19 protein-coding genes are annotated in these 21897 nt (G+C 67.2%); 11 read left to right on the top strand and 8 right to left on the bottom strand.

Going from position 1 to position 21897, the window contains the following annotated elements; translation table 11 throughout:
* Positions 1–147 precede the first annotated feature (147 nt).
* The 6 genes from MUH00_RS04455 to rtcA all read right to left on the bottom strand — a co-directional run bounded on the left by MUH00_RS04455 (position 148) and on the right by rtcA (position 5730).
* Positions 148–684, bottom strand: coding sequence for a GNAT family N-acetyltransferase (locus tag MUH00_RS04455; protein ID WP_247002561.1), 537 nt, complete (start codon positions 682–684; stop codon positions 148–150).
* A 59-nt stretch (positions 685–743) separates the two neighbouring features.
* Positions 744–1325 (bottom strand): GNAT family N-acetyltransferase, encoded by a 582-nt coding sequence (locus tag MUH00_RS04450; protein WP_247002560.1) that lies wholly within the window; start codon positions 1323–1325, stop codon positions 744–746.
* Between the two features lie 86 nt (positions 1326–1411).
* A complete protein-coding gene (locus tag MUH00_RS04445; RefSeq protein WP_247002559.1) occupies positions 1412–1873 on the bottom strand; it encodes an Hsp20/alpha crystallin family protein in 462 nt (153 codons plus the stop codon).
* A gap of 208 nt (positions 1874–2081) precedes the next feature.
* Positions 2082–3293: a PGF-CTERM sorting domain-containing protein gene (locus tag MUH00_RS04440; RefSeq protein ID WP_247002558.1), complete on the bottom strand. Its 1212-nt coding sequence runs from the start codon at positions 3291–3293 to the stop codon at positions 2082–2084.
* A gap of 157 nt (positions 3294–3450) precedes the next feature.
* The gene (gene kdgK1, locus MUH00_RS04435) at positions 3451–4404 is read right to left on the bottom strand and encodes a bifunctional 2-dehydro-3-deoxygluconokinase/2-dehydro-3-deoxygalactonokinase (RefSeq protein ID WP_247002557.1); all 954 of its coding nucleotides are present in this window, start codon (positions 4402–4404) and stop codon (positions 3451–3453) included.
* A 177-nt stretch (positions 4405–4581) separates the two neighbouring features.
* Positions 4582–5730 carry an RNA 3'-terminal phosphate cyclase gene (rtcA, locus tag MUH00_RS04430; RefSeq protein ID WP_247002556.1) on the bottom strand — a complete coding sequence of 383 codons (1149 nt, stop codon included), beginning with the start codon at positions 5728–5730 and terminating at the stop codon, positions 4582–4584.
* Between the two features lie 124 nt (positions 5731–5854).
* Between rtcA and MUH00_RS04425 the strand changes: the two genes are divergently transcribed.
* Positions 5855–7132: an MFS transporter gene (locus MUH00_RS04425; RefSeq protein ID WP_247002555.1), complete on the top strand. Its 1278-nt coding sequence runs from the start codon at positions 5855–5857 to the stop codon at positions 7130–7132.
* A 125-nt stretch (positions 7133–7257) separates the two neighbouring features.
* A complete protein-coding gene (locus MUH00_RS04420; RefSeq protein WP_247002554.1) occupies positions 7258–7476 on the top strand; it encodes a hypothetical protein in 219 nt (72 codons plus the stop codon).
* A gap of 46 nt (positions 7477–7522) precedes the next feature.
* On the opposite strand, the gene mutL is transcribed toward MUH00_RS04420, so the two are convergent.
* Positions 7523–9706, bottom strand: coding sequence for a DNA mismatch repair endonuclease MutL (mutL, locus tag MUH00_RS04415; protein ID WP_247002553.1), 2184 nt, complete (start codon positions 9704–9706; stop codon positions 7523–7525).
* 546 nt (positions 9707–10252) lie between these two features.
* Between mutL and uvrA the strand changes: the two genes are divergently transcribed.
* Positions 10253–13216 carry an excinuclease ABC subunit UvrA gene (gene uvrA, locus MUH00_RS04410; RefSeq protein WP_247002552.1) on the top strand — a complete coding sequence of 988 codons (2964 nt, stop codon included), beginning with the start codon at positions 10253–10255 and terminating at the stop codon, positions 13214–13216.
* 317 nt (positions 13217–13533) lie between these two features.
* Entirely contained in the window at positions 13534–14367 is an 834-nt protein-coding gene (locus tag MUH00_RS04405) for a proline dehydrogenase family protein (RefSeq protein ID WP_247002551.1), read from the top strand.
* Between the two features lies 1 nt (position 14368).
* Here the strand turns inward: MUH00_RS04405 and MUH00_RS04400 are convergent, their stop codons facing one another.
* Positions 14369–15103: a helix-turn-helix domain-containing protein gene (locus MUH00_RS04400; RefSeq protein WP_247004077.1), complete on the bottom strand. Its 735-nt coding sequence runs from the start codon at positions 15101–15103 to the stop codon at positions 14369–14371.
* Positions 15104–15207: 104 nt separating this feature from the next.
* On the opposite strand from MUH00_RS04400, the gene MUH00_RS04395 reads away from it, so the two are divergent.
* The 7 genes from MUH00_RS04395 (at position 15208) to MUH00_RS04365 (ending at position 21776) form a co-directional block, all read left to right on the top strand.
* Positions 15208–16785: an aldehyde dehydrogenase family protein gene (locus MUH00_RS04395; protein ID WP_247002550.1), complete on the top strand. Its 1578-nt coding sequence runs from the start codon at positions 15208–15210 to the stop codon at positions 16783–16785.
* Positions 16786–16935: 150 nt separating this feature from the next.
* A complete protein-coding gene (locus tag MUH00_RS04390) occupies positions 16936–17937 on the top strand; it encodes a WD40/YVTN/BNR-like repeat-containing protein (protein ID WP_247002549.1) in 1002 nt (333 codons plus the stop codon).
* Positions 17938–18187: 250 nt separating this feature from the next.
* Positions 18188–19201: a HEAT repeat domain-containing protein gene (locus MUH00_RS04385; RefSeq protein WP_247002548.1), complete on the top strand. Its 1014-nt coding sequence runs from the start codon at positions 18188–18190 to the stop codon at positions 19199–19201.
* A gap of 77 nt (positions 19202–19278) precedes the next feature.
* Positions 19279–20475, top strand: a complete 1197-nt coding sequence (locus MUH00_RS04380) for an ABC transporter substrate-binding protein (protein WP_247002547.1) — start codon at positions 19279–19281, stop codon at positions 20473–20475.
* A 68-nt stretch (positions 20476–20543) separates the two neighbouring features.
* On the top strand, positions 20544–21140 hold the full coding sequence (locus MUH00_RS04375) for an NUDIX hydrolase (RefSeq protein ID WP_247002546.1): 597 nt from the start codon (positions 20544–20546) through the stop codon (positions 21138–21140).
* 180 nt (positions 21141–21320) lie between these two features.
* Positions 21321–21641 (top strand): 30S ribosomal protein S24e, encoded by a 321-nt coding sequence (locus tag MUH00_RS04370; protein WP_247002545.1) that lies wholly within the window; start codon positions 21321–21323, stop codon positions 21639–21641.
* Positions 21642–21776: a 30S ribosomal protein S27ae gene (locus MUH00_RS04365; protein WP_247002544.1), complete on the top strand. Its 135-nt coding sequence runs from the start codon at positions 21642–21644 to the stop codon at positions 21774–21776. It abuts the gene before it with no gap.
* Positions 21777–21897 lie beyond the last annotated feature (121 nt).

The following is a 21897-nucleotide window of genomic DNA, read 5'->3' as shown; positions in this document are numbered from 1 at the left end:
TTCCATGAATTGTACTAACTTCTGATGGGTTTCGAAAGTCGTGCTGACTGGAGGGCGCGAATCTCGCAGGGACACATCCGAGAAAGCCGCCCTTGGAGCCGATCGATCGATAGCAACTCGCTGGAAGTACGCTCGGACGCGCCCCACTCACAGCGGTTTCTCGTAGACGCACTCCTCGAGTCCATCGCCGACGTCCGCCGCCCGCGTCTCGACCCGATCGAACCCCCGCGACTCGTAGAACGAGACGCCGACCTCGTTGTCGGCGAGGACGACCAGTCGGAGGCGATCGCAGACGGATCGCAGGTCGGTTTCGACCCGTTCGAGCAACGCCGTTCCGACTCCGGTTCCCCAGACCGACGGGCGGGCGTACAGTCGAACCAGCGAACCGATCGAGGGGGTGTCCGGAGAGACGCCGGCGTGCGCGAATCCGGCGACTTCGCCGTCCTCCCCAATGCCCGTCCCGATTTCCGTCTCCGAAACGGCGAGCAGGAACGTCGCGTCCTCTCGCTCGGCCGCGGCGGCGATCGATTCCGTCAGTTCGTCGATCGCGTACCACTCGTCGATCATCCCGTCGACCGTCTCCGGGCAGAGGAACTCGTCGTAGGCCGCGTGCCAGCTCTCGCGAGCGACGTCGCGGACGATCGGCGCCGTTTCCGGCGTCGCCTGGGTGACGGTCCAGTCCATACGCCTACGTATATTTGATCTAACAAAAACGCCCGGGATCGATCGGGCGGGTCGTCCGGTCAGAAGGCCTGTTCGTAGACGTACTCCTCGAGATCGTCGCCCAGGTCGCTGTCGTACGTGTCGACGCGCTCGAACGCCCGCGACTCGCAGAACGAGACGCCGACGTCGTTGTCCGCGAGGACGGCCAGCCGAAGCCGATCGAACGCGTGCGCGAACTCGCGTTCGACGCGTTCGAGTAACGCCGTTCCGACGCCCTCGCCCCAGTCGTCCGGGCGGACGTAGATCCGGGCGAGGTACGCGACGGCGTCGTTCTCCGGCCACGGGACGACGTGGGCGAATCCGCTGCAGGGCGGGCCCATAACCGTCTCGGTCGGGTTCGAATCGGGCGCCGTCTCCGCATCGGAATCCACGCGGTGGTGGCCGCTGCTGTCCGACTCGGCGACGAAAAACGCCGCGTCGTCTCGCCCGGTCGTTTCGTCGATCGACGATTCGACGTCGCCGATCGCGTACCACTCGTCGACGATCTCGTCGACCCTGTCCGGCCCGAGGAGGTCGTCGTACGCGGCGTGCCAGCTTTCGCGGGCCGTCTCGTGGATCGCCCAGACGTCCGCAGTCGTCGCGTGCCGGATCGCTCGGCTCACGAACGGTGCTCACACTCCAGTCGACAAAAATAACTATGGGTGATGTCGCCGGGTTCGGTGGCAGTCGATCCGATCGTCACGGATACTTAGTCGATGTCGATTCGGTGGCCCGATTCTTCGCGCTCGTCCTCGACGATCGGGAGGCGAACGTCGAGGACGCCGTTGTGGTAGCTCGCCGCGATCTCATCGACCACGATCTCCTTCGGGATCGGGACCCGTTTCTCGACCCGGCGCGACCGGACGGTTCGGTAGGCGTCGGATCCTTCCTCGGCGTCGTGATGGGCGTACACCGACAGGACGCCGTCGTCGAGAGTGAGGTCGATGTCCTCCGTCTCGAAACCGGGCAGGTCCATGACGAATACGTAGGCGTCGCCCTCGTCCTCGAGCGTGACGGCGGTGGCGTCACCGATCGTCCGGTCGCCTTCGAGGGCCGGTCGCCCGGGATCGATCCGGGGCATCGCCATCTCCTTCCACCAGGCCGATCGGAGCTGATCGAACGTGCGGTCCATCTCGCTGAACATGTGGTTCATCTCGTCGAAGGATCTCATCGGTGATCGCCGACCTCTAGGCCACTATTAATAATAAGCATTTCTGGACGTACGCTAGCATACGTATAATGCGTATAATCGAACGAATCGACGTCGGCGTACCATCGACACCGACGGGAACGACACGAGTATTCGGGGCGATGGTGATCGACCGATCGAACCGATCGCGATCGAAATACGTCGATACGAAGCAAAAACGGAGATAGCGTTAGCGGCGGACGCGAGCGACGACGGCGACTAGCAGCGCCGCGAGCGAGACGACGGCGCCGAAGCCGGGCACGCTGTCGCTGTCGTCATCGTCGCCCTCACCGGTGTCGCTCTCGTTGGAGTCGCCACCGGAACCGCCGTCCGATCCGTCGGCGTCGCTATCGCCGCTCTGAACGACCACTTCTCGCTCCGAGAAGTGCTCGACGGCGACGAGGACGTCAGCCGCCGCCGAAGCGTCGCTCGACTGCGTCACCATGTACCGGTGCTCCTCGCCGATGCCGCCCTCGAGTTCGCCGTACGAGGAGGCCTCGACGGCGGCCTCGCCGTCGATCGTCACCGCGAAGTCTTCGGCACCGTCGGCGGCCGCGAGCGCCGCCTCGGAGATCGACACGATGACGATCGTGCCCTCGTGCTGGGCGCGCTCGACGGTCATCTCGATTCGCTCTTCGCTCTCGTTCGCGGTCTCGACGGTGAGGTCGTGGCCGTAGGTCGCGACGTCAGCGACGCGCTCGCCGTCGCGCTCCTCGGCGTACACCTCGGCGGTCGCCGTTCCGTTGGCGATTAACCGCTCCTGCTCTTTGGCGTCCTCGTCGCGCTCGCCCTTCTCGTACGATCGGAAGACGAGCGTCGACTCGCTCTCGAGATCGGCCACGACGTCGCCCTCGTCGTTGACCGCGACCTCGCCGTCGCCGACCACGACGAACGCGCCGGTGCGCTCGTCGGTCTCGACGATGACGCGATCGTCGCCCTCCTGGCTCGCTTCGGCGTTGCTGGAGAGGTTCAGGTGGACGTACTGCGCCTCGTCGCCGGCGTCGACGGTGAGGATTCCCCGCTCGCTGTCGTGAGCCGTCAGCGAGGCGGATCCCTCCGTGGCGATCTCAGCGCGCGTCTGACTCTGTGCATCGAGTTCGAGACCGATGCCGGAGAGGTCCACCACAGCGCCGAGGCCGACGTCCGCGCCGGCGCCGGCGCTTCCGCGGTGGTCCTGTTTGGACTGGACGGTGACGTTCTCGAACACCTGCTCGCCGCCGACACGGTAGTCGAGCAGGGCGTCGTTCGAGGTCTCGAACGCGACGTGCGTTCCGGCGTAGGCGTTCGATTCGCTGTCCTGAACTGCGGCGGAGGGCTGCGTCGCGCTCGCGCCCGTGACGACGGCGGTCAGGGGTGCCAGCGCGATCATGGCCGCGAGTGCAACGGTCGTGATGCGGTTCATTGCACTCGCCGGATTCCAACGGGCACGTAAAGTCCTTTCTGACAGAACCGTCAAATTGTGGCTGGTACTCCCTGTCAGCCCTCGAATTCGCGCCGCGATCGCCCCGAACGGGCGAACGGGCAAGCAGGCGATCGGTCGCGTCCGACTCGCGTTCGGTCTACCGTGAAATGTCGTCGGCCGCGCCCCTGACGACGCTCTCGACCTCCTCCTCGGTGACGAGCGCGATGTCGCCGGGAATCGTCCGCTTGAGCGCCGCGGCGGCGGCGGCGTACTCGAGCGCGGTCGGGACGTCGTCGCCGTCGAGTCGACGGGCGATGAACGCACCGGTGAAGGCGTCGCCGGTTCCGATCGCGTCGACGGTGTCGGTCTCGTAGGCCGGCTGGTCGTGAACGACGCTGTCGTGCCAGCCGATCGCCCCCTCGGAGCCGCGGGTCACGATGACGGTCGTGAAGTCGTACTGCGAGCCGAGCTTGTGGGCGAGCTGTCGCGGATCGCCTTCGAAGCCGAGGACGGTGCGGGCGTCCCGGGCGGCGATCACGAGCACGTCGATGCCGGGGAACAGGCGCGTCAGCGTCTCCTTCGCTTCGTCGGGAGACCAGAGCTTGTTCCGGTAGTTGAAGTCGAAGGCGGTCGTCGTCCCGCCCTGACGGGCGGCCTTGAGCATGTTCGCGGTCGTCTCGCGCAGCGTCGGCGAGAGCGCGGGCGTGATCCCGCTCGTGAAGAACACCGTCGCGTTCTGGATCACGTCGATGTCGAACTCCCGCGCTTCGGCCGTCGTGACGGCCGAATCGGCTCGATCGTAGATGACGTTCGTGCCGCGGGGCTTCCCCGCGTGTTCGAGGTAGTAGGTCCCCTGTCGGCCCCGGTGGCTCCAGACGACGTCCGTCTCGATGCCGTAGCTGCGGAGCTCGCCGACGACCCGCCGGCCGAGCGGCGTCTCCGGCACCTTCGAGATCCAGGTCGCCGGCGTCCCCAGCCGGTTCGCGGCGATCGCGACGTTGCTCTCCGCGCCCGCGGCCCGGACCTCGAACTCGTCGGCGTCCTCGAGTCGTTCGTTCATGGGCGGCGAGAGCCGAAGCATCGTCTCGCCGAAGGTGACGAGTTCGCTCACGGGTCGGCCCTCCACACCGATCGGACGGTGTTGCGTGCGTCGATCATACCGGATACTCGAACGGCGACGCTATAAGTTGTGGCGTTGTCGGATCGACGGCGAACCCGCGGACTGCGGATCGAAACCGACTTTCGGAGCCGGACGATCTTGATGGGTGCGACCTCGCGATTCCAACTCTTAGAGCAGCGTCGTCGAAGCGCCGATCGAGACGATCGCCGTCTCGCCGTCGTCCGTAACCGTCGGTTCGATCCCGAACGATCGGAGGAGATTACACCCCGCCGCGACGTGGTCGGTGACGGTCGGAACCCGGATTCGACCGCCCGCGACGGCGAGCAAGACCAGCAACTGGTCGGCCAGGTGCCGATCGACCGGCGCCGCCCCTTCGAGCCAGTCGCGCGCGGCGTCGGCCGCGTCCTCGCCGACTCGCTCCGCGGGTGTTCCCCGCTCGCCGAGCGCCGATAATCCGGCGACGCCGGTACCGTGGTCGATCCGGAGCACGATCGCGGAGCCGGGACTCGGACTCGACACAGTCAGTTCCCGGCGATCGAGGACCTCGATCGAGTCGTCGATCGCTCGTGCGTCGCCGTTTCCGATCGCGTCCGCTCCGGCGACAGCGGGTTCGTCCTCGCGATCCGCAATCGATAGCCGCTCGAGCGCCCCCTCGAGTTGCCTGCGAGCCACGTCGCGGTCCGCAAGCGAGGTCGACTCCGTCGAGTAACATCGAACACCCTCTATCGGGCCGCGTTCGGCGAGTTCGATCGCCCGCAGGTTCGACGGCGCCAGGTGGAGCGCGGCCCGGCCGCCGCCGTCGGGGTAGAACCCGCGCCGCTCGACCTCGCAGGCGGCGACGAGTCCGCACCGACGGACGAGGGGAAGTTTCACGTGCCTGAGGTAGTCGATCGGCGGCGACCACGCCACGTCCGTGCCGCCGGTGGCGACGATCGACAGCGGCGACTCGAGGATGGTCGCCAGCGGCAGGAGCGCCTCGAACAGCAGCGTGACGCTGCCGGCCGTTCCGATATCGACGGCGTAGTCGCCGCCGGGCAGGCGCGGGCGATCGGCACCGACTCCGGCGCCGTTGCGTCCGCCGACCTCGAGATCCGGGTCGAACTCGATCGTCTCCGCGCCGAGTTCCGCGCCCGAGACGTCGGCCTCGCAGATCTCGGCCATCGTCTCGAGGACCGCGAGGTGCTGGTGACGGAGGCCGGGCGTCGATCGGTCGCCGCGGACGTTCTCGATTCGGATCGGTTCGTTCTCGAGGACGGCGAGGGCGAGCGCCGATCGGACGAACTGGCCGCCGGCGTCCGAGCCGTCGAGGTCGCACATGGGGATCGCTACGGAGTCGATCGACCTACCGGTGGCGATATTCGAGGGCGGCGACGAATCCCGGCCGGCCTTTCCGCTAGTGCAACGCTTTCCGTGGTCGAGCGGCGACTCGGGACGAACACGAATGGGACTCTGGCGCGATCCGCTCCGGCGACGGTGGCTCCTCTGGGGGGTCCTGGGCGTCGTCTTCCTGCTCGTGAACGTCAACCGGCTCTCCTCGGCCGTCCTCGCGGCGGACCTCATGGTCGCGTTCGGGACGACCGGCGCGCAACTGGGGACGCTCCACGCGATGTTCTTCTGGGTGTACGCCGCCATGCAGATCCCGACCGGGGTGCTGGCCGATCGGGTCGGTCCCCGGCGGACGGCGACGGCGGGCGGGATCGTGATGAACGTCGGCGCGATCTGGTTCGCGCTGGCCGACGGCTACCTCGCGGCGCTCGCCGCCCGCGGGCTCGTCGGCCTCGGCGGGAGCGTGCTCTTCGTCTGCCTCCTCCGATTCAGCGCCAGCTGGTATCGCGCCGACGAGTTCGCGACGATGAGCGGCCTCGGATTCGCGGTTTCCGGGATCGGCGGCGTGCTCGCGACCACGCCGCTTGCACTCGCCGTCGATGCGGTCGGCTGGCGACCGGCGATCGGCGGCCTCGGCGTCTTCGGACTCCTTTTCTCCGTCGTGGTCTTCCTCGTTGTCCGCGACACGCCGGAAGACGCGGGGTTCGAACCGATCGAGGGCGTGCCGGGACAGCCCTCCCTGACCGACGCCGAGCTTCGGCGGAACCTGTCGGCCGTCCTTCGGGACCCCTACATCTGGGTCGTCAGCGTCCTGCTGTTCTGCTCGACCGGGGTGAACCTCACGCTGTTCGGCCTCTGGGGGGTTCCGTACGTGGTCCAGACCTACGGCGTCTCGGTCGCGTACGCCTCCGTGTTCACCCTCCTGGGCGGGATCGGCACCGTTGTCGGCCCGCCGTCGATCGGCTGGCTCTCCGATCGCCTCGGGCGGCGGGTCGACCTGATGGTCGTCGGCGCCGTCGCGTTCGTCCTCGCGCTCGGCGCGATCGCCGCGACCGGCGACCCGCCGCTGTGGGTCGTCGGAACGTCGTTCTTCGTGGCAGGGGTGTTGCTCGGAACCTTCGTCCTCAGCTACACGATCGTCAAGGAGCGCCACCCGAACAGCGCCAGCGGGATCTCGACCGGGACGATCAACGGGGCGGGCTTCTTCGGCGCCGCGATGCTCCCCACGGCGATGGGGTGGGCGCTCGACGCCTACTGGACGGGCGAGCTCGTCGGCGGCGTCCGGGTCTACACCGAGACCGGCTACCGGATCGCGTTCGGAATCGCCACCGCCGCCGGCGCGATCGCGCTCGTCTGTTCGATCTGGCTCTACCGCCGCGAACGCGCCGAGTGAACGGCCGTCGCGACCCCCGCTCCGGCGTGCGGAACCGACGCGGCTCCGGCGCCCGATCGCGCCGCGAACGTCGGGCTTCGACTGCAGGCTCGGCCGTTATCCTCGGCGGAGCGATAGGCCGAGCCATGAGTGAACTGACCGATCGACTGATGATCCTCGTTATCGCCGCCACGGGTCTGCTCGTCCTGATCGCGGGGTGGGCGGGCGGTCTCGTCGAAGCGGAACTGGCCGGATTGCCGGAGACCCTGGTTCTCGGCGGGCTCTTCGTCCTCCTCGTGCTCGCTCTCGTCGGGGTCTGGTACGAGTTCAACCACACCGAAACGCGGCGAACGGACCGCCGGTGAGACGCAAGCGGCGCCGCCGATCGGCGCCTGGACGTGACGCCGCCGATCAGCCGCCGTGGCCGGGATAGTCCCGCTCGAACCGATCCTCGATCTCCTCCTCGTCGATCTCGACGATCACCGGCCGGCCGTGCGGGCAGGCGTAGGGATTTTCGCAGCCGTCGAGCGCCTCCAACAGGTCGATCACCGATCCTTCGGTCAGCGACGTGTTTCCGGTGATCGACGGGTAACAGGCCAGATCGCCCAGGAACTCGTCGGCCAGGGCGTCGACCGTCTCAGAGCCCGACTCGCGATCGCCGTCGACGAACGACGCGAGGACGTCTCGGAGCGCATCGGGTTCGAGCGTCTCCGCGAACACCGCCGGCACCGTCGTCACCGCGACGGTCCGATCGTCGACCCGATCGGCGTAAAAGCCCAGCCGCTCGAGGGCCGCCTTGTAGCTCTCGAACGCCTCCGCCTCGATCGCGGTCAGTTCGAGTTCGACCGGTGAGGCGAGCGCCTGCGCGGCGGGATCGTCGGCGAATGCGTCTCGCAGCCGCTCGTAATTGACCCGCTCGTCGGCGGCGTGCTGGTCGATCAGCGCGAGGCCGTCCGGCGCCTCGCAGACGAGGTAGGTATCCCGCACCTGGCCGAGCACGCGCAGCGGCGGCAGCGACTCGAACTCGGTCTCGTCGCCCGTCGCCACCTCGCCCGCGAGCGTTCGCTGTTCGCTCGGTCCGTCGAACTTCCGATCGGCGTCGGCGTCGAACTCGCGGGGGCGATCGGGCGCGTGGGTGTGATCGGAGTCGGATTCGCCCTCGACCGGCGTCGGCTCTTCGGTACCGGGGGTCGCCCCCGTCGCGTTCGCCGGGGAGTCGGACGGAGAACGGGCCGTCGGCTCGTCGCGGATCCGATCGTCGCCCGGTTCCGCGGGCTCCGCGGATCCGGTTTCGCCCGGATCGGTAGAGTGACCCGGTTCTCCTGTCGCCGGATCGTCGAGCGGCTCCGTCGGAGGGGACGACGACGTCTCGATCCCGCTCGATCGGTCCGCTTCGCGATCGCTCGGTCGCTCGGTCGCTTCGCGATCGGTCGACGTCTCGGCGGTGTCGATCCCGTCGTCCGCGTCCGATCGGCCCGCCGTCTCGTCCAGCGTTCCGGGTTCGAGACGAGCCTCGCCGGGCGCCGATCGACCGCGGGGTGCGCGCGATCGCAGGAGGCCGTGGTCGAGCAGTGCGGCCTCGACCGCGGCGTCGACCTGGCGGCGGACGGCGTCGTCGTCGTCGAACCGGACTTCGCGCTTGCGCGGGTGGACGTTCACGTCCACCGCGTCGCCGGGCACGTCGAGAAAGAGGACGACGAACGGGTAGCGATCGCTCCCGAGTTGCGTGCCGTAGGCGCCCATGATCCCCTCGCGGATCGCGTCGGCGGTCACGGCGCGCCCGTTGACGTAGGTCGCGAGGTACTCTCGGCTCGATCGGTTCGTCTCGGGATGGGAGACGACCCCCGAGATCGATTCGAGCGGCCCCGGCGGGAGTTCTTCCCCGTCGGCCTGGACCGGGATCATCGCCGACGCGACCTCGCGGCCGTAGACCGCGAGGACCGCGGCCTGCAGGTCGCCCTGGCCCGTCGTGGCGAACACCTCGCGGCCGTCGTGGGTCAGCGAGACCGCGACGTCGGGATTCGCCAGCGCGTAGCGCGTGACGACCCGGTTGACGTGGGCGAACTCCGTCGCGGTCGTTTTGAGGAACTTCCGTCGGGCCGGAGTGTTGTAGAAGAGGTCCTCGACCTCGACGATCGTCCCCGTCGGACAGCCCGCGGGTTCGACCGAGACTACGTCGCCGCCCTCGTAGACGAGTTCCGTCCCCGCGCCGGCCCCGTCGCGGGGCCGCGATCGAACGGTCAGCCGCGAGACGGAGCCGATCGTGTGCAGCGCCTCGCCGCGGAACCCGAGGGTGGCGACGCCCTTCTCGAGGTCTTCGAGGCCGGCGATCTTGCTGGTCGTGTGCTGGCGGACGGCCGCGCGGACGTCCGCCTCGCTCATCCCGCGCCCGTCGTCGGCGACCCGGATCGACTCGGTGCCGCCCGCCTCGACGGTGACGTCGATCGTCTCCGCGCCGGCGTCTACGCTGTTCTCGACGAGTTCCTTCACGGCGCTCGCGGGCCGCTCGACCACCTCGCCCGCGGCGATGCGGGCGACGGTGTCCTCGTCCAACTCGTGAATCTCGGTCGCCTCGGGTGTGGTGTCCTCGCTCATTATTTCTCGGGTGTGGCGGTCTGCTGGTGGGTTGGGATCGATCGCGGTGACATCGATCGCGGCGCCCTCGCGGGACGGGGCCCCGTCCGATTCTTCGTTACTCCATAGCCACAGCGGCTGGTTAGGTCTTACGCGTGTTTGGCGGCGCGTTCATATGCGCTCACTCGAAGTGGGTCCCTATAACCACTGAAAACACCACGAAAGCCCCTGCCGCGCTCGACTCCCAGGCCTCCCTGCGCTCCTCGGACTTCGTCCTGCGGTGCTTGGGTCCGCCGGGTTCGCCGAGCACGGCAGCTCCTTTCATTCCCACCCACGGTGGCATCCCGATCAGCCGACACGGGAGGGGCTTTCGTGGTAGTCACAACTATTTGATTACTGGGCACATCTACCCCGTGTCCGATCGATCGAACCCGATCACAGAAATTTGCTAGCAAACAGCATGCTATCCGCCTTTCAGACTCGTTAAGTCGTTCCGGCCACTGACTCAACTACGATGGATCGCCCACCGACCGGATCGCCACCACCCACCATTTCAGTTACACTATCATGAGCAAAGACTACATCGAGGTGCGAGGGGCGGAGGAGCACAACCTCAAGGACCTCGACGTCTCGATTCCCCGAGAGGAGTTCACCGTCGTCACCGGCCTCTCGGGATCGGGCAAGTCCTCGCTCGCGTTCGAGACCATCTACGCCGAAGGGCAGCGCCGGTACATCGAGAGCCTCTCCGCGTACGCCCGGAACTTCCTCGGCCAGATGGACAAGCCGCAGGTCGAGTCCGTCGACGGCCTCTCGCCCGCGATTTCGATCGATCAGAAGAACGCGGCGAACAATCCCCGATCGACCGTCGGGACGGTGACGGAACTCCACGACTACCTCCGACTGCTCTACGCGCGCGTCGGCACGCCCCACTGTCCCGAATGTGGCCGCGAGGTCGGCGAGCAGTCGGCACAGAACATGGTCGAGCGCATCCTCGACCTCCCCGAGGGGACGAAGGCTAAACTCGCGGCGCCGGTCGTCCGCGACCAGAAGGGCGCCTTCGAGGACCTGTTCGACGAACTCGTCTCTGAGGGCTACGCCCGCGTGGAGGTCGACGGTGAGGAACACGACCTCACCCTGGAGAAACCCGACCTGGACGAGAACTTCGACCACACGATCGACGTGATCGTCGATCGCGTCAAGGTTTCCGTCGAGGATCGGCCGCGGATCATCGACAGCGTCGAGACCGCGCTCGACGAGGCCGAGGGCGTCCTGAAGGTCATCCTGCCGGACGCGCCCGAAGACGTCGCCGCGGATCTCGGCGAGGAGGCCCGCCGGACGGGCGCGCTCGGCGACGAGCGGGAGGAAGACGATCGGTTCGTCGTCGAGTTCTCGAAGGACCTCGCCTGCACGCACTGCGGGATCGACGTCCCGGAGATCGAGACCCGTAGTTTCTCCTTTAACTCGCCCCACGGCGCCTGTCCCGAGTGCGAGGGGCTGGGCGAGACCAAGGAGGTCGACGAGGACCTCGTGATTCAGGACCCCTCGAAGCCGCTCAAGCACGTCTTCGAGCCCTGGAGCTACAACCGATCGTACTACCAGACCCGGCTCGACGCGGTCGCCGAGCACTTCGACGTCTCGCTCTCGACCCCGTTCGAGGACGTCGACGAGGAGATCCAGCACGCGTTCCTCTACGGCACCGGCGAGAAGGTCACGTTCAAGCGCCACACCAAGAACGGTACTCGACGGAAGCGCAAGCGCTTCGAGGGCGTTATCCCGAACCTCGATCGGCGCTACCTCGAGACGGACTCGGACTCGACCCGTGAACACATCGAGGACTACATGTCCGTTACCGAGTGTCCAGCCTGCGACGGCACCCGCCTCAAGCCCGCCTCTCGGGCCGTGCTCGTCGACGGCACCTCCATCACCGAGATCAACGCGATGAGCATCGGCGACGCCCTGGCGCACTTCGAGTCGCTCGAAGCCAACTTCACCGAACGCGAGAAGGTGATCGCCGAGGAAATCTTGAAGGAGATCCGCGCCCGCCTCGGGTTCATGTGCGAAGTGGGTCTCGAGTACCTCACGCTCGATCGGGAGGCCTCCACGCTCTCCGGCGGGGAGAGCCAGCGCATTCGACTCGCGACGCAGATCGGCTCCGGCCTCGTGGGCGTCCTCTACGTGCTCGACGAGCCGTCGATCGGGCTCCACCAGCGGGACAACGATCGCCTGCTGGACACTCTCGAGGAGCTTCGGGACCTCGGGAACACCCTGCTGGTCGTCGAACACGACGAGGAGACGATGCGCCGCGCTGACAACGTCATCGACATGGGTCCCGGTCCGGGCAAGCGCGGCGGCGAGGTCGTCGTCAACGGCCCCGTCGAGGATGTCAAGGCCTGCGAGGACTCGCTGACCGGCGACTACCTCTCCGGCCGGAAGCAGATCCCCGTGCCCGACGAACGCCGCGACCCCGAGGGCGCGCTGACGATTCGAGGCGCCCGCCAGCACAACCTCGATAACCTCGACGTGGATCTCCCGCTGGGCTGTTTCACGGCGATCACCGGCGTCTCGGGTTCGGGCAAGTCGACGCTCATGCACGAGGTGCTCTACAAGGGCCTCGCGCGCGAGATGAACGACAACACGTCGGTCATCCCCGGCGACCACGACGCGATCGAGGGCCTCGATCAGATCGAAACCGTCCGCCTGATCGACCAGTCGCCGATCGGCCGGACGCCCCGCTCCAATCCGGCCACGTACACCGGCGTCTTCGACTACATCCGCGAACTGTTCGCCGAGACCAAACTCGCCAAACAGCGCGGCTACGAGAGGGGCCGGTTCTCCTTCAACGTCAAGGGCGGCCGCTGCGAGGAGTGTGGCGGGCAGGGAACGGTGAAGATCGAGATGAACTTCCTCTCGGACGTGTACGTCCCCTGCGAGGAGTGCGACGGTGCCCGCTACAACGACGCTACCCTGGACGTCACCTACAAGGGGAAGACGATCTCGGACGTTCTCGGCATGGAGGTTAGCGAGGCCTACGAGTTCTTCGAGTCGAACTCGCAGATCCGGCGTCGCCTGAAGCTCCTGAAGGACGTCGGCCTCGACTACATGACGCTCGGCCAACCCTCGACGACGCTCTCCGGCGGCGAGGCCCAGCGCATCAAACTCGCCGAGGAGTTAGGGAAGAAAGACTCCGGCGAGACGCTCTACCTGCTCGACGAACCCACCACGGGACTGCACCACGAGGACGAGCGCAAGCTCATCGAGGTGCTCCACCGGCTGACCGACAACGGCAACACCGTCGTCGTCATCGAGCACGAACTCGACCTCGTGAAGAACGCCGATCGGGTCATCGACCTCGGCCCCGAGGGCGGCGAGAACGGCGGCGAGGTCGTCGCAACCGGCACGCCCGAGGACGTCGCGCGGCTCGAGGACTCTCACACCGGGCGGTATCTCCGCGACCTGCTCCCGGACGTCGACCTCGACGGCCCGCGCGGCGAGCGCGTCGAGCCCGTGACGGCGCCGATGGACGACGACTGATCGGCGCGCGCCGATCCCGCCCGGATTTCTCGCGGTCGTTCGTCAGCGCCCCCGCCCATGGTGGGGGCGCGATCTATGCTCGTCGCGCCGCTGACTCTCTGGTACGTCACCCGATCCGACCGCGGGTGGCACCCACTGATGACCGACCACAACTCACTACCCGACGCGATCGGCTGTCTGAAGCGCGGAACGACCATGATCACCGGCGGCGGCCGCCTCATCTGTCCCGCTTGCGGCTGGGGCGAGTCCGCGATGCCGTCGCGAAGGCGTCTATGGTCGGGTGTCCGTTTACCCGCTCTCGGTACGATCGTCTCCCCATGCTCCTTCCAGTCGCGAACGATTTCGTCGCCGCCGAGGACCAGGCGGGGGCGCTGTCGCACGTCGAAACCCTCAACGGGGACGGCGTCGCGGGAATTCTGAACCTGCTCGGCGAACACTACGACGATCCGGCCGAGGCTGCCGCCGACGCCGACGCCTACGTCGAACTGATCGAAGCGATCGATAGGAACGATCTCGACTGTTGCGTCTCGGTGAAACCCTCGCAGATCGGTCTCGACCTCGGCGACGACGTCTTCCTGTCCCACCTCGATCGGATCGTCGAGGCGGGGACCGAACGCGACGTTTTCGTCTGGATCGACATGGAAGACCACACGACGACGGACGTCACGCTCGACGCGTTCGTACACCACGCGCGCAAGACCGACGGAAACGTCGGCGTCTGCGTCCAGGCGAACCTGAAGCGAACGCGTGAGGACGCCGAGCGACTGGCGGGCGTCCCCGGGAAGGTACGGTTCGTCAAGGGCGCGTACGACGAACCGGCGAGCGTCGCGTACAAGAAGAAAGAACGGGTGAACGAGGCCTACCGCGACCTGCTCGCGGTCGCCTTCGAGACGTTCGACGGCGGCATCGCCGTCGGCAGCCACGATCCCGAGGTGATCGAGTACGTCGAGCGACTCGCCGCGGAGCACGACGCTTCCTTCGAGTTTCAGCTACTCATGGGCGTTCGCGAGGACGCCCAGCGCGACCTCGCCGCGGACCACGACGTGTACCAGTACGTCCCGTACGGGCCGAAGTGGCTGTCCTACTTCTACCGCCGAGTGCGCGAACGCAAGGAGAACGCCCTGTTCGCCCTTCGAGCCGTGCTGAGCTAGATCACGCGGGGCCGACGCCGTCGGGATCGAGGAGTTTCGACTCGGCCTTTCGCAGGTGGTCGAGCAGCGTCGTCTTGGAGATGTCGAGTTCGCTCGCGAGTTCGCGGGTCGAGACGCCGCGGGGCCACTGGTAGTACCCCCGTTTGCGCGCGAGTTCGAACACCCGGCGCTGGGTGCCGGTGAGCGCATCCATTCGCCGCTTGCGCTCGGATTCCCCCGCAGGCGTGCTCGTGATGGTTTCGACCGAGACTTCGGCGCCGCTGTCGGCGCGAACGCCGTCGATCGCGGTCTCGATTTCGTCCCGATCGCCGGCGAAACAGACTTCCCAGTACTCCCGACCGTCCTCGATTCGGACGGGCGCGCTGTGGACGAAGCCGTACTCGAGCAGCGTCGGACAGAGCATGTCCTGGGGGTCGTACTCGAGGAAGAACTCCGTGACGACGTTTCCCGGAAGCGACGAGGGCTGTCTGCGCCCGAACCGTTCCTGGAGTTCCAGTACCTCGCCCGCCAGCGGCGACTCGCAGATCTCCTCCAGCAGCGTCTCGACTTCGGTGGTCGTCTCTCCGAACGCGGTGAACAGGCCGTTGACCGATTCCCCCTCGGTCGTCGGCGCCGTGTATATCGCGTGTGCGAGGATGCCCCCGCCGACTCGGTCGGTCGATTCGATCGCCCAGCAGTTCGGATGCCACAGATCCAGCGTCAGCCGCGTGCCGTGGAGTGGCCCACTCACGTTCATTGCCATTCTCTACTAGTACGGAGGCAAGTAGTTCGTGGTTCACGAAGCACCACCCTCCCATGGACGGGTCCCGTTATTCGGCGCCGACGACCCAACCGCTTCCCATGAGCCAGCAACGACAGGTGTACGGCCACCACATCGGCGGCGAGTGGACCGACGGGAGCGGATCCGAGACGTTCGCGAGCGAGAACCCGGCGACCGGCGAGGAGCTCGCGCGGTTCCGGCGCGCCACCGCGACGGACGTCGACGCGGCGCTCGCGGCCGCCGAAGACGCCGTCGACGAGTGGCGATCGCTCTCCCACATCGATCGGGCGGAGTACCTCTGGGACATCTACCACGAACTGCGCGACCGCACCGAGGAACTGGGCGAGATCGTCACCAAGGAGTGCGGTAAGGAGATCTCTGAGGGGAGAGCCGACGTCATCGAGGCGTACCACATGGTCGAGTGGGCCGCGGCAAACGCCCGCCACCCCCACGGCGACGTGATCCCGAGCGAGATCGCCAGCAAGGATGCGTACATGCGACGCAAACCCCGCGGCGTCGTCGGCTGCGTCACGCCGTGGAACTTCCCTGTCGCGATCCCGTTCTGGCACATGGCGATCGCGCTGGTCGAGGGGAACACGGTCGTCTGGAAGCCGGCCGAGCAGACGCCGTGGTGCGGCCAGATCATCGCCGAGATGTTCGCGGACGCCGGGGTTCCCGACGGCGTGTTCAACATGATTCAGGGCTTCGGCGACGCCGGCGCGGCGATCACCGACGACGAGCGCGTCGACACCGTCCTCTTTACCGGCTCGGCGGAGGTCGGCCACGAGATCGCGAGCAAGGTCGGCGGCGAACCCGGCAAGCTCGCGGCCTGCGAGATGGGCGGCAAGAACGGCATCATCGTCGCCGACGACGCCGACCTCGACGTGGCCGTCCACTCGGCCGTGATGTCGAGTTTCAAGACGACCGGCCAGCGCTGCGTCTCGAGCGAGCGCCTGATCGTTCACGAGGACGTCTACGACGAGTTCACGGAGCGCTTCGTCGACATCGCCGAGGACGTCACCGTGGGCGACCCCCTCGACGAGGACACGTTCATGGGGCCCGCGATCGAGGCCGACCACGTCGAGAAGATCCACCGGCACAACGAACTCGCGCGGGAGGAAGGCGCCGAGGTACTCGTCGATCGAGCGAAACTCGGCGACGAGGAGATTCCGGCGGGCCACGAGGACGGGGCGGCTGCTGCCGCCGATGGTGAGCGAAGCGGCAGCTTCGCGAACGGTCACTGGGTCGGCCCGTTCGTCTACGAGATCGACTACGATCCCGACCTGCGCTGCCTGAAAGAGGAGTGTTTCGGCCCCCACGTCGCCCTGCTGAAGTACTCGGGTGGCATGGATCGCGCGCTGGAGATCCACAACGACACGAACTACGGGCTGGCCGGCGCGATCATCTCCGAGGACTACCGGAAGATCCACCGGTTCCGAGACGAGGCGGAGATCGGGCTGGCGTACGCGAACCTGCCCTGCATCGGCGCCGAGGTCCACCTGCCGTTCGGCGGCGTGAAGCAGTCCGGCAACGGCTATCCCTCCGCGCGCGAAGTCATCGAAGCCGTCACCGAGCGCACCGCCTTCACCCTCAACAACTCGACGGACATCGAGATGGCCCAGGGGCTGTCGGCCGACATCACGACCGGGGACGACTGACCGAGCCCGATCGCCCGTTTTCGCCGGCGTCACCCCGACTCCTCGCGTTCTTACCGGCGACGATCGTCGCTCGGAACGCGATCGGCGACCGGCCGTCCCGACCGACCGGCCGGGACAACGCTTCTCTTCGCTGGCACCGTACTACCCGGTATGACGATCGGCTACCTCGCGATGCGCGATCGACTCCTCGCTTTCGAGAGCGAGACGACGAACGGATGGAAGACGACGGCCGCCCTCGAGGGGTACGACCTCGAGTGCGTCGCGGCGTCCCCCGAACGCCCCGATCGATCGTTCGTCGGAACGTTCGAGAACGGACTCTTCCGGAGCCGCGACGGCGGCGAGACGTTCGAACCGATCGACACGGGAATCGATAGCGAAGCCGTGATGAGCGTCGCGATCAGCCCCCGCGACCCCGACGTCGTCTACGTCGGTACCGAACCGAGTCGCGTCTCCCGCTCCGCAGACGGCGGCGACACGTGGACCCGTCTCGAGGGGCTGACCGACCTTCCCTCCGAATCGGAGTGGTTCTTCCCGCCGCGCCCGCACACCCACCACGTCCGCTGGATGGCGGTGGACCCGTTCGATCCCGATCGGCTCTACGTCGGCATCGAGGCCGGCGCGTTCGTGCTGAGCATCGACGGCGGGGAGACCTGGCGGGAGCGACCGCCGGGCTCGCGTTGGGACAACCACAGCCTGGCGACCCACCCCGATCGCGAGGGGCTGGTCTACTCGGCGGCGGGCGACGGCTTCGCCGTCAGCCGCGACGGCGGCGAGTCCTGGGATCACCCGCAAGAGGGTCTCGACCACCGCTATTGCTGGAGCGTCGTCCCCGATGCCGCCGATCCGGACGCGGTGCTCGTCTCGAGCGCCCGCGGCGCCTCGAGCGCTCACTCCGCGAGCCGAGCCGAATCGTACGTCTACCGGAAGCGCGGCGACGATCGCTGGGAGCGCCTCGACGGGCGCGGACTGCCGACGGGCGAGGGCGTCGTTCGGACCGTGTTCGACGCGGCCGGCGAGGACGGCGTCGTCTACGGGGCGAACAACCGCGGCCTGTTCGCGACCGAGAGCTTCGGCGATCGCTGGGAGCGCGTTCCGATCGAGTGGGACGAGGACTTCGAGACGCAGGCGCCGCGGGGGCTGGCCGTCGTGTGATTTTCCAACCGGTATCTTGAGCCGCTCAGCGTCACGCCGAGAGCAAGATACTGGGGCCGACGACCGAACGGCGAACGGATCCCGAAAACGGCTGATTCGGCGTCCGCACCGGAACGCGCGCGACGGTCGGCCATACACGATGCTCGGGAGTTACTGGTCCGGCTCTCCGGCCGGTCGTTCGCCGGGTCCGTCGGTCCGGACGTTTTTCTCGACTCGCTGTGAGACTCCGTCTTGGGTACGCCAACACAGCATGGACGACTCCCTCGATCCATCATCGATCCGCGAACTGACCGAGCACCTCAAGGCGGGGACGCCCGAGGATGTCCGCGAGTGCCTCGATGCGTTTCTGCGGACGGAACCCGAACGACGAAAGCAACTGCTCCGTGCGCTCCGATCGATCGCCGACGACCAGCCCTCGACAGTCTGCCCGTACGCACCCGGCTTCGTCCGGTTTCTGACCGACGAGGACCGATCGGTTCGCCTGACGACCGCGAAACTGTTCGTCGCGCTCGCGAGGGGGAACCCGGACGCCGTCGTCGCCGCGGTCGGCCCGCTGGCCGATCGGGTCGCCGACCCGGACGAGTTCTACTACGTTCGATCGCGAACTGCGGAAGCGCTCGGGTACGTCGCGATCGAGCACCCCGCGGAGGTCGCCACGCCCGAACTGCTCGCCGACCTCCGTATCGGACTCTCGTTCGACGAACCGGAGGTGAAGGAGAAACTGGCGAAGGCGCTGGCACACGTCGCGCTGGGCGATCCCGGTCGGTTGTGCCACCAGATTTCGACTTTCGCCGAGCACCTCGACGACGAGGACGAACTGGTCCGGTATCACCTCTGTACGGCGATCGTCGCGGTCGGTTGCGAGCATCCGAAGACGCTGGTCGACGCCGTCGACGAACTCGCGGCACGGCTCGGTGACGACTGCACGCACGTTCGCGGCCGCGCGGCCGAAGCCCTCGGATTGCTCGCTCGGACGGGCGTCGATCCGACGGGGGTTCCGGACGATCGGCTCGTGGCGATGGTCGACGCGGAAGACGAACCGTTTGCGATCGACCGCGCGCGGTACGCACTTGCCGCCCTGGACGACGGACCGCCCGACGGCGAGTGCGGCGACGCGATCGGATCGGTCGCGGCGATTCGAGAGCACACCGACGACGTCGTCGCGGAGGTCACGACGGCCGACGGGGGCGAATGTCCGCGGTGCGAGCTCGCACTACCCAAGAGCGCGCCCCCGGTGTGTCCGCGGTGCGGCACTCCGTACTGAGACGGGTCGGGAATTCTCTTGTTTAGGCTCTCCTAAAAAACGAAGGTATTATGATCGTTTAGGCGAGCCTAAAATCCATGCACGAAGACGACTCGGTTCGCGGGGGATCGACGAGAAGGGAGACGATCGCGTACGGCGGTGCGATCGTCGGGGGCGGGTTGCTCGCCGGCTGTCTCGGCGCCGACGATCCCAGTTCGGAACCGACCGACGGAACGGACGGCGACTCCGACGAGGACGGGAGCTACACGGCCGAAATCTCTCCGGTCGGCGAGGTCACCTTCGAATCGCCGCCGGAGACCGTATTCACCCGGCTCACACACCACGCCGACATGGCGTTTGCGCTCGGTCGCGGGGACGGGATCAATGCTATGCACGCCCCGGAGTACTACGACGGGTTGTGGAACCAGTTCGTCGAGCGGCTTCCGGGGGTCTCGCTCGACTGGTCCGGACTCTACTCCTCGTGGGAGGTAGACAAGGAGAAGCTCTACGAACTCGACAGCGACATCCATCTCGCGGATCCGGCGTGGGTCACGCAGCTTTCCAGCTGGTCTCGCGCCGACGTCGAGGAGATCGCCGACAACGTCGGGCCGTGGTTCGGCAACTCGCTCAGCGATCGCCACCAGGAGCCGCCCGAGGAGTGGGCCGACGACTACGAGTACTACGGGCTCTGGGAGCAGTTCGAACTCGTCGCCGAGGCGTTTCGGGAGCAAGAGCGCTACGAGGCGCTGGCCGCCGTCCGCGGCGAGTTGCTCTCGACGATCGAGTCCGGTCTCCCGCCGGAATCGGAACGGCCGACGGCGGTCATGATCACCTCCGCCGACAGGGAGCTGATCTGGACGTACACGCTGAACAATCCCGGATTCCTGACTGCGCACACGCGGCCGCTCGGCCCCCGTGACGCCTTCGACGGCGCGATCGAATCGGAGTCGGCCGCCGACTTCGAGACACTGCTCGAGGCCGATCCCGACGTGCTCCTCTACCTCGGCGGGATGCTCCCGGACGTGGACATGGCCGAGACGAGGGCGTGGCTCGAATCCGATCCGGTCGCGTCGGAGATTACCGCGGTTCGAAACGATCGCGTCTACGCGCAGGGGGCCCGGTACCAGGGGCCGATTCTGAACCTCTTCCAGCTGGAGATGACGGCCAAACAGCTGTTCCCGGAGGCGTTCGGCGAGTGGCCGACCTACGACGACGGACCGTATCCGGAGATTCCCGAGGACGAGCGGCTGTTCGATCGGCAGCGGGTCGCGGACGCTATCAACGGCGACGTCTGACGGGACGATCGGCCCCGGCCTCGCGAACAGATAAACACATTGACCAGTACGGGGCGACGAACGACAGTATGACCCGTCGGGACGTCAACCTCGCTGAGATCGAGCGCCGACGCGATCGCCTGGTTGATCGGTTCGGAAACGCGCCGGTTCGAGAGCGCCGCGACGAACCGCCCGCCGATCGGTTCGCGGAGTGGCTGGAGCTATCCCGTCAGGGCTACGTCGGCGGCGCGTACGCGCTCGTCCGGCGACCCCCCGACCGACACCCACCGTTGACCGAATCGATGACCGTCGACGGACCCGAACGCGAGCGCGTCCTCTTGATCGTCGGTCGCGGGGGTTCGAAGTGGGGTATTCCCGGCGGCGGGCAAGAGGGCGACGAATCGTTCGAAGAGACCGTTCGCCGGGAGGTCGCCGAGGAGACGGGGATCGACTGCTCGCCGCGGTCGATCGCGTACCTGCGCCACGAGATCGCGACCTGCGACGGCTTCGACGAACGGCTGCACGTCCTCCGGGCGTTCTTCCGAGCCGACTACGAGGGCGGCTCGATCGCGATACAACCCGGCGAGTTGAACGGCGCCGCCTGGTTCGCGGAGCCGCCCGCGGCCGATCGGTTGCATCCCGAGACGAGACGCATGTTCGACCGCTGGCAGCCCGAAAGCGAGTGAGACGGGTGACGGTGCTCGATCCGCCACCGATTCGAAGCGCCCGCTTCCCACTCGCGGTTCGCTCCCTTCGCCGTTCGCATTCTCCGAGGTATCTCGCTGCGCTCGATGCCTCGCAACCGCCCCCGGGTTCGAAATCCTTTTAGGCGCTACACGGGGATAGTAGGGTAACTGAGTGATATCATGGACGTCGACATCATCTCCGAGGAGGAGAACCCCATGTTGCATCGAACGGACGTTACCTTCGAACTGACCCACGAGGACGCGACGCCCTCCCGGCTGCAGGTTCGCGACAGCCTCGCCGCGAAGCTGAACAAGGACGCCGACGAGGTCGTCATCCGCAAGCTCGACACCAAGTTCGGGATGCGCAAGACCGTCGGCCACGCGAAGGTCTACAACACTGCCGACAACGCCCGCGAAGTCGAACAGGACCACATGCTTGAGCGCAACAAGATCGGCGTCGACGAAGAAGCCGAGGCGGAAGCCGAGCCGGAGGAAGCGTAAATGGCGCACTACGAGCTCTACGACGACGACGGCAGCACCGAGCACGAGCAGTGCCCCCGCTGTGGCGACTCGTTCCTCGCCGACCACGGCGATCGCCAGCACTGCGGGAAGTGCGGGTACACCGAGTGGGAATAGCGAGGGATCGAGCGCAGCGAGATTCCTCGGAGATGCGACCGGTGAACGAAGTGAGCCGTGAGCGAAAGGCGATGTGCCGAGCGAGAGCGAGGCACATCGGAGAACGCGAACGGGGAGCACA

Source organism: Halosolutus gelatinilyticus, assembly GCF_023028105.1.
GTDB lineage: Archaea > Halobacteriota > Halobacteria > Halobacteriales > Natrialbaceae > Halosolutus > Halosolutus gelatinilyticus.
The sequence above is the reverse complement of the archived record's forward strand: the minus strand, read 5'-3'. Positions and strand labels throughout refer to the sequence as shown.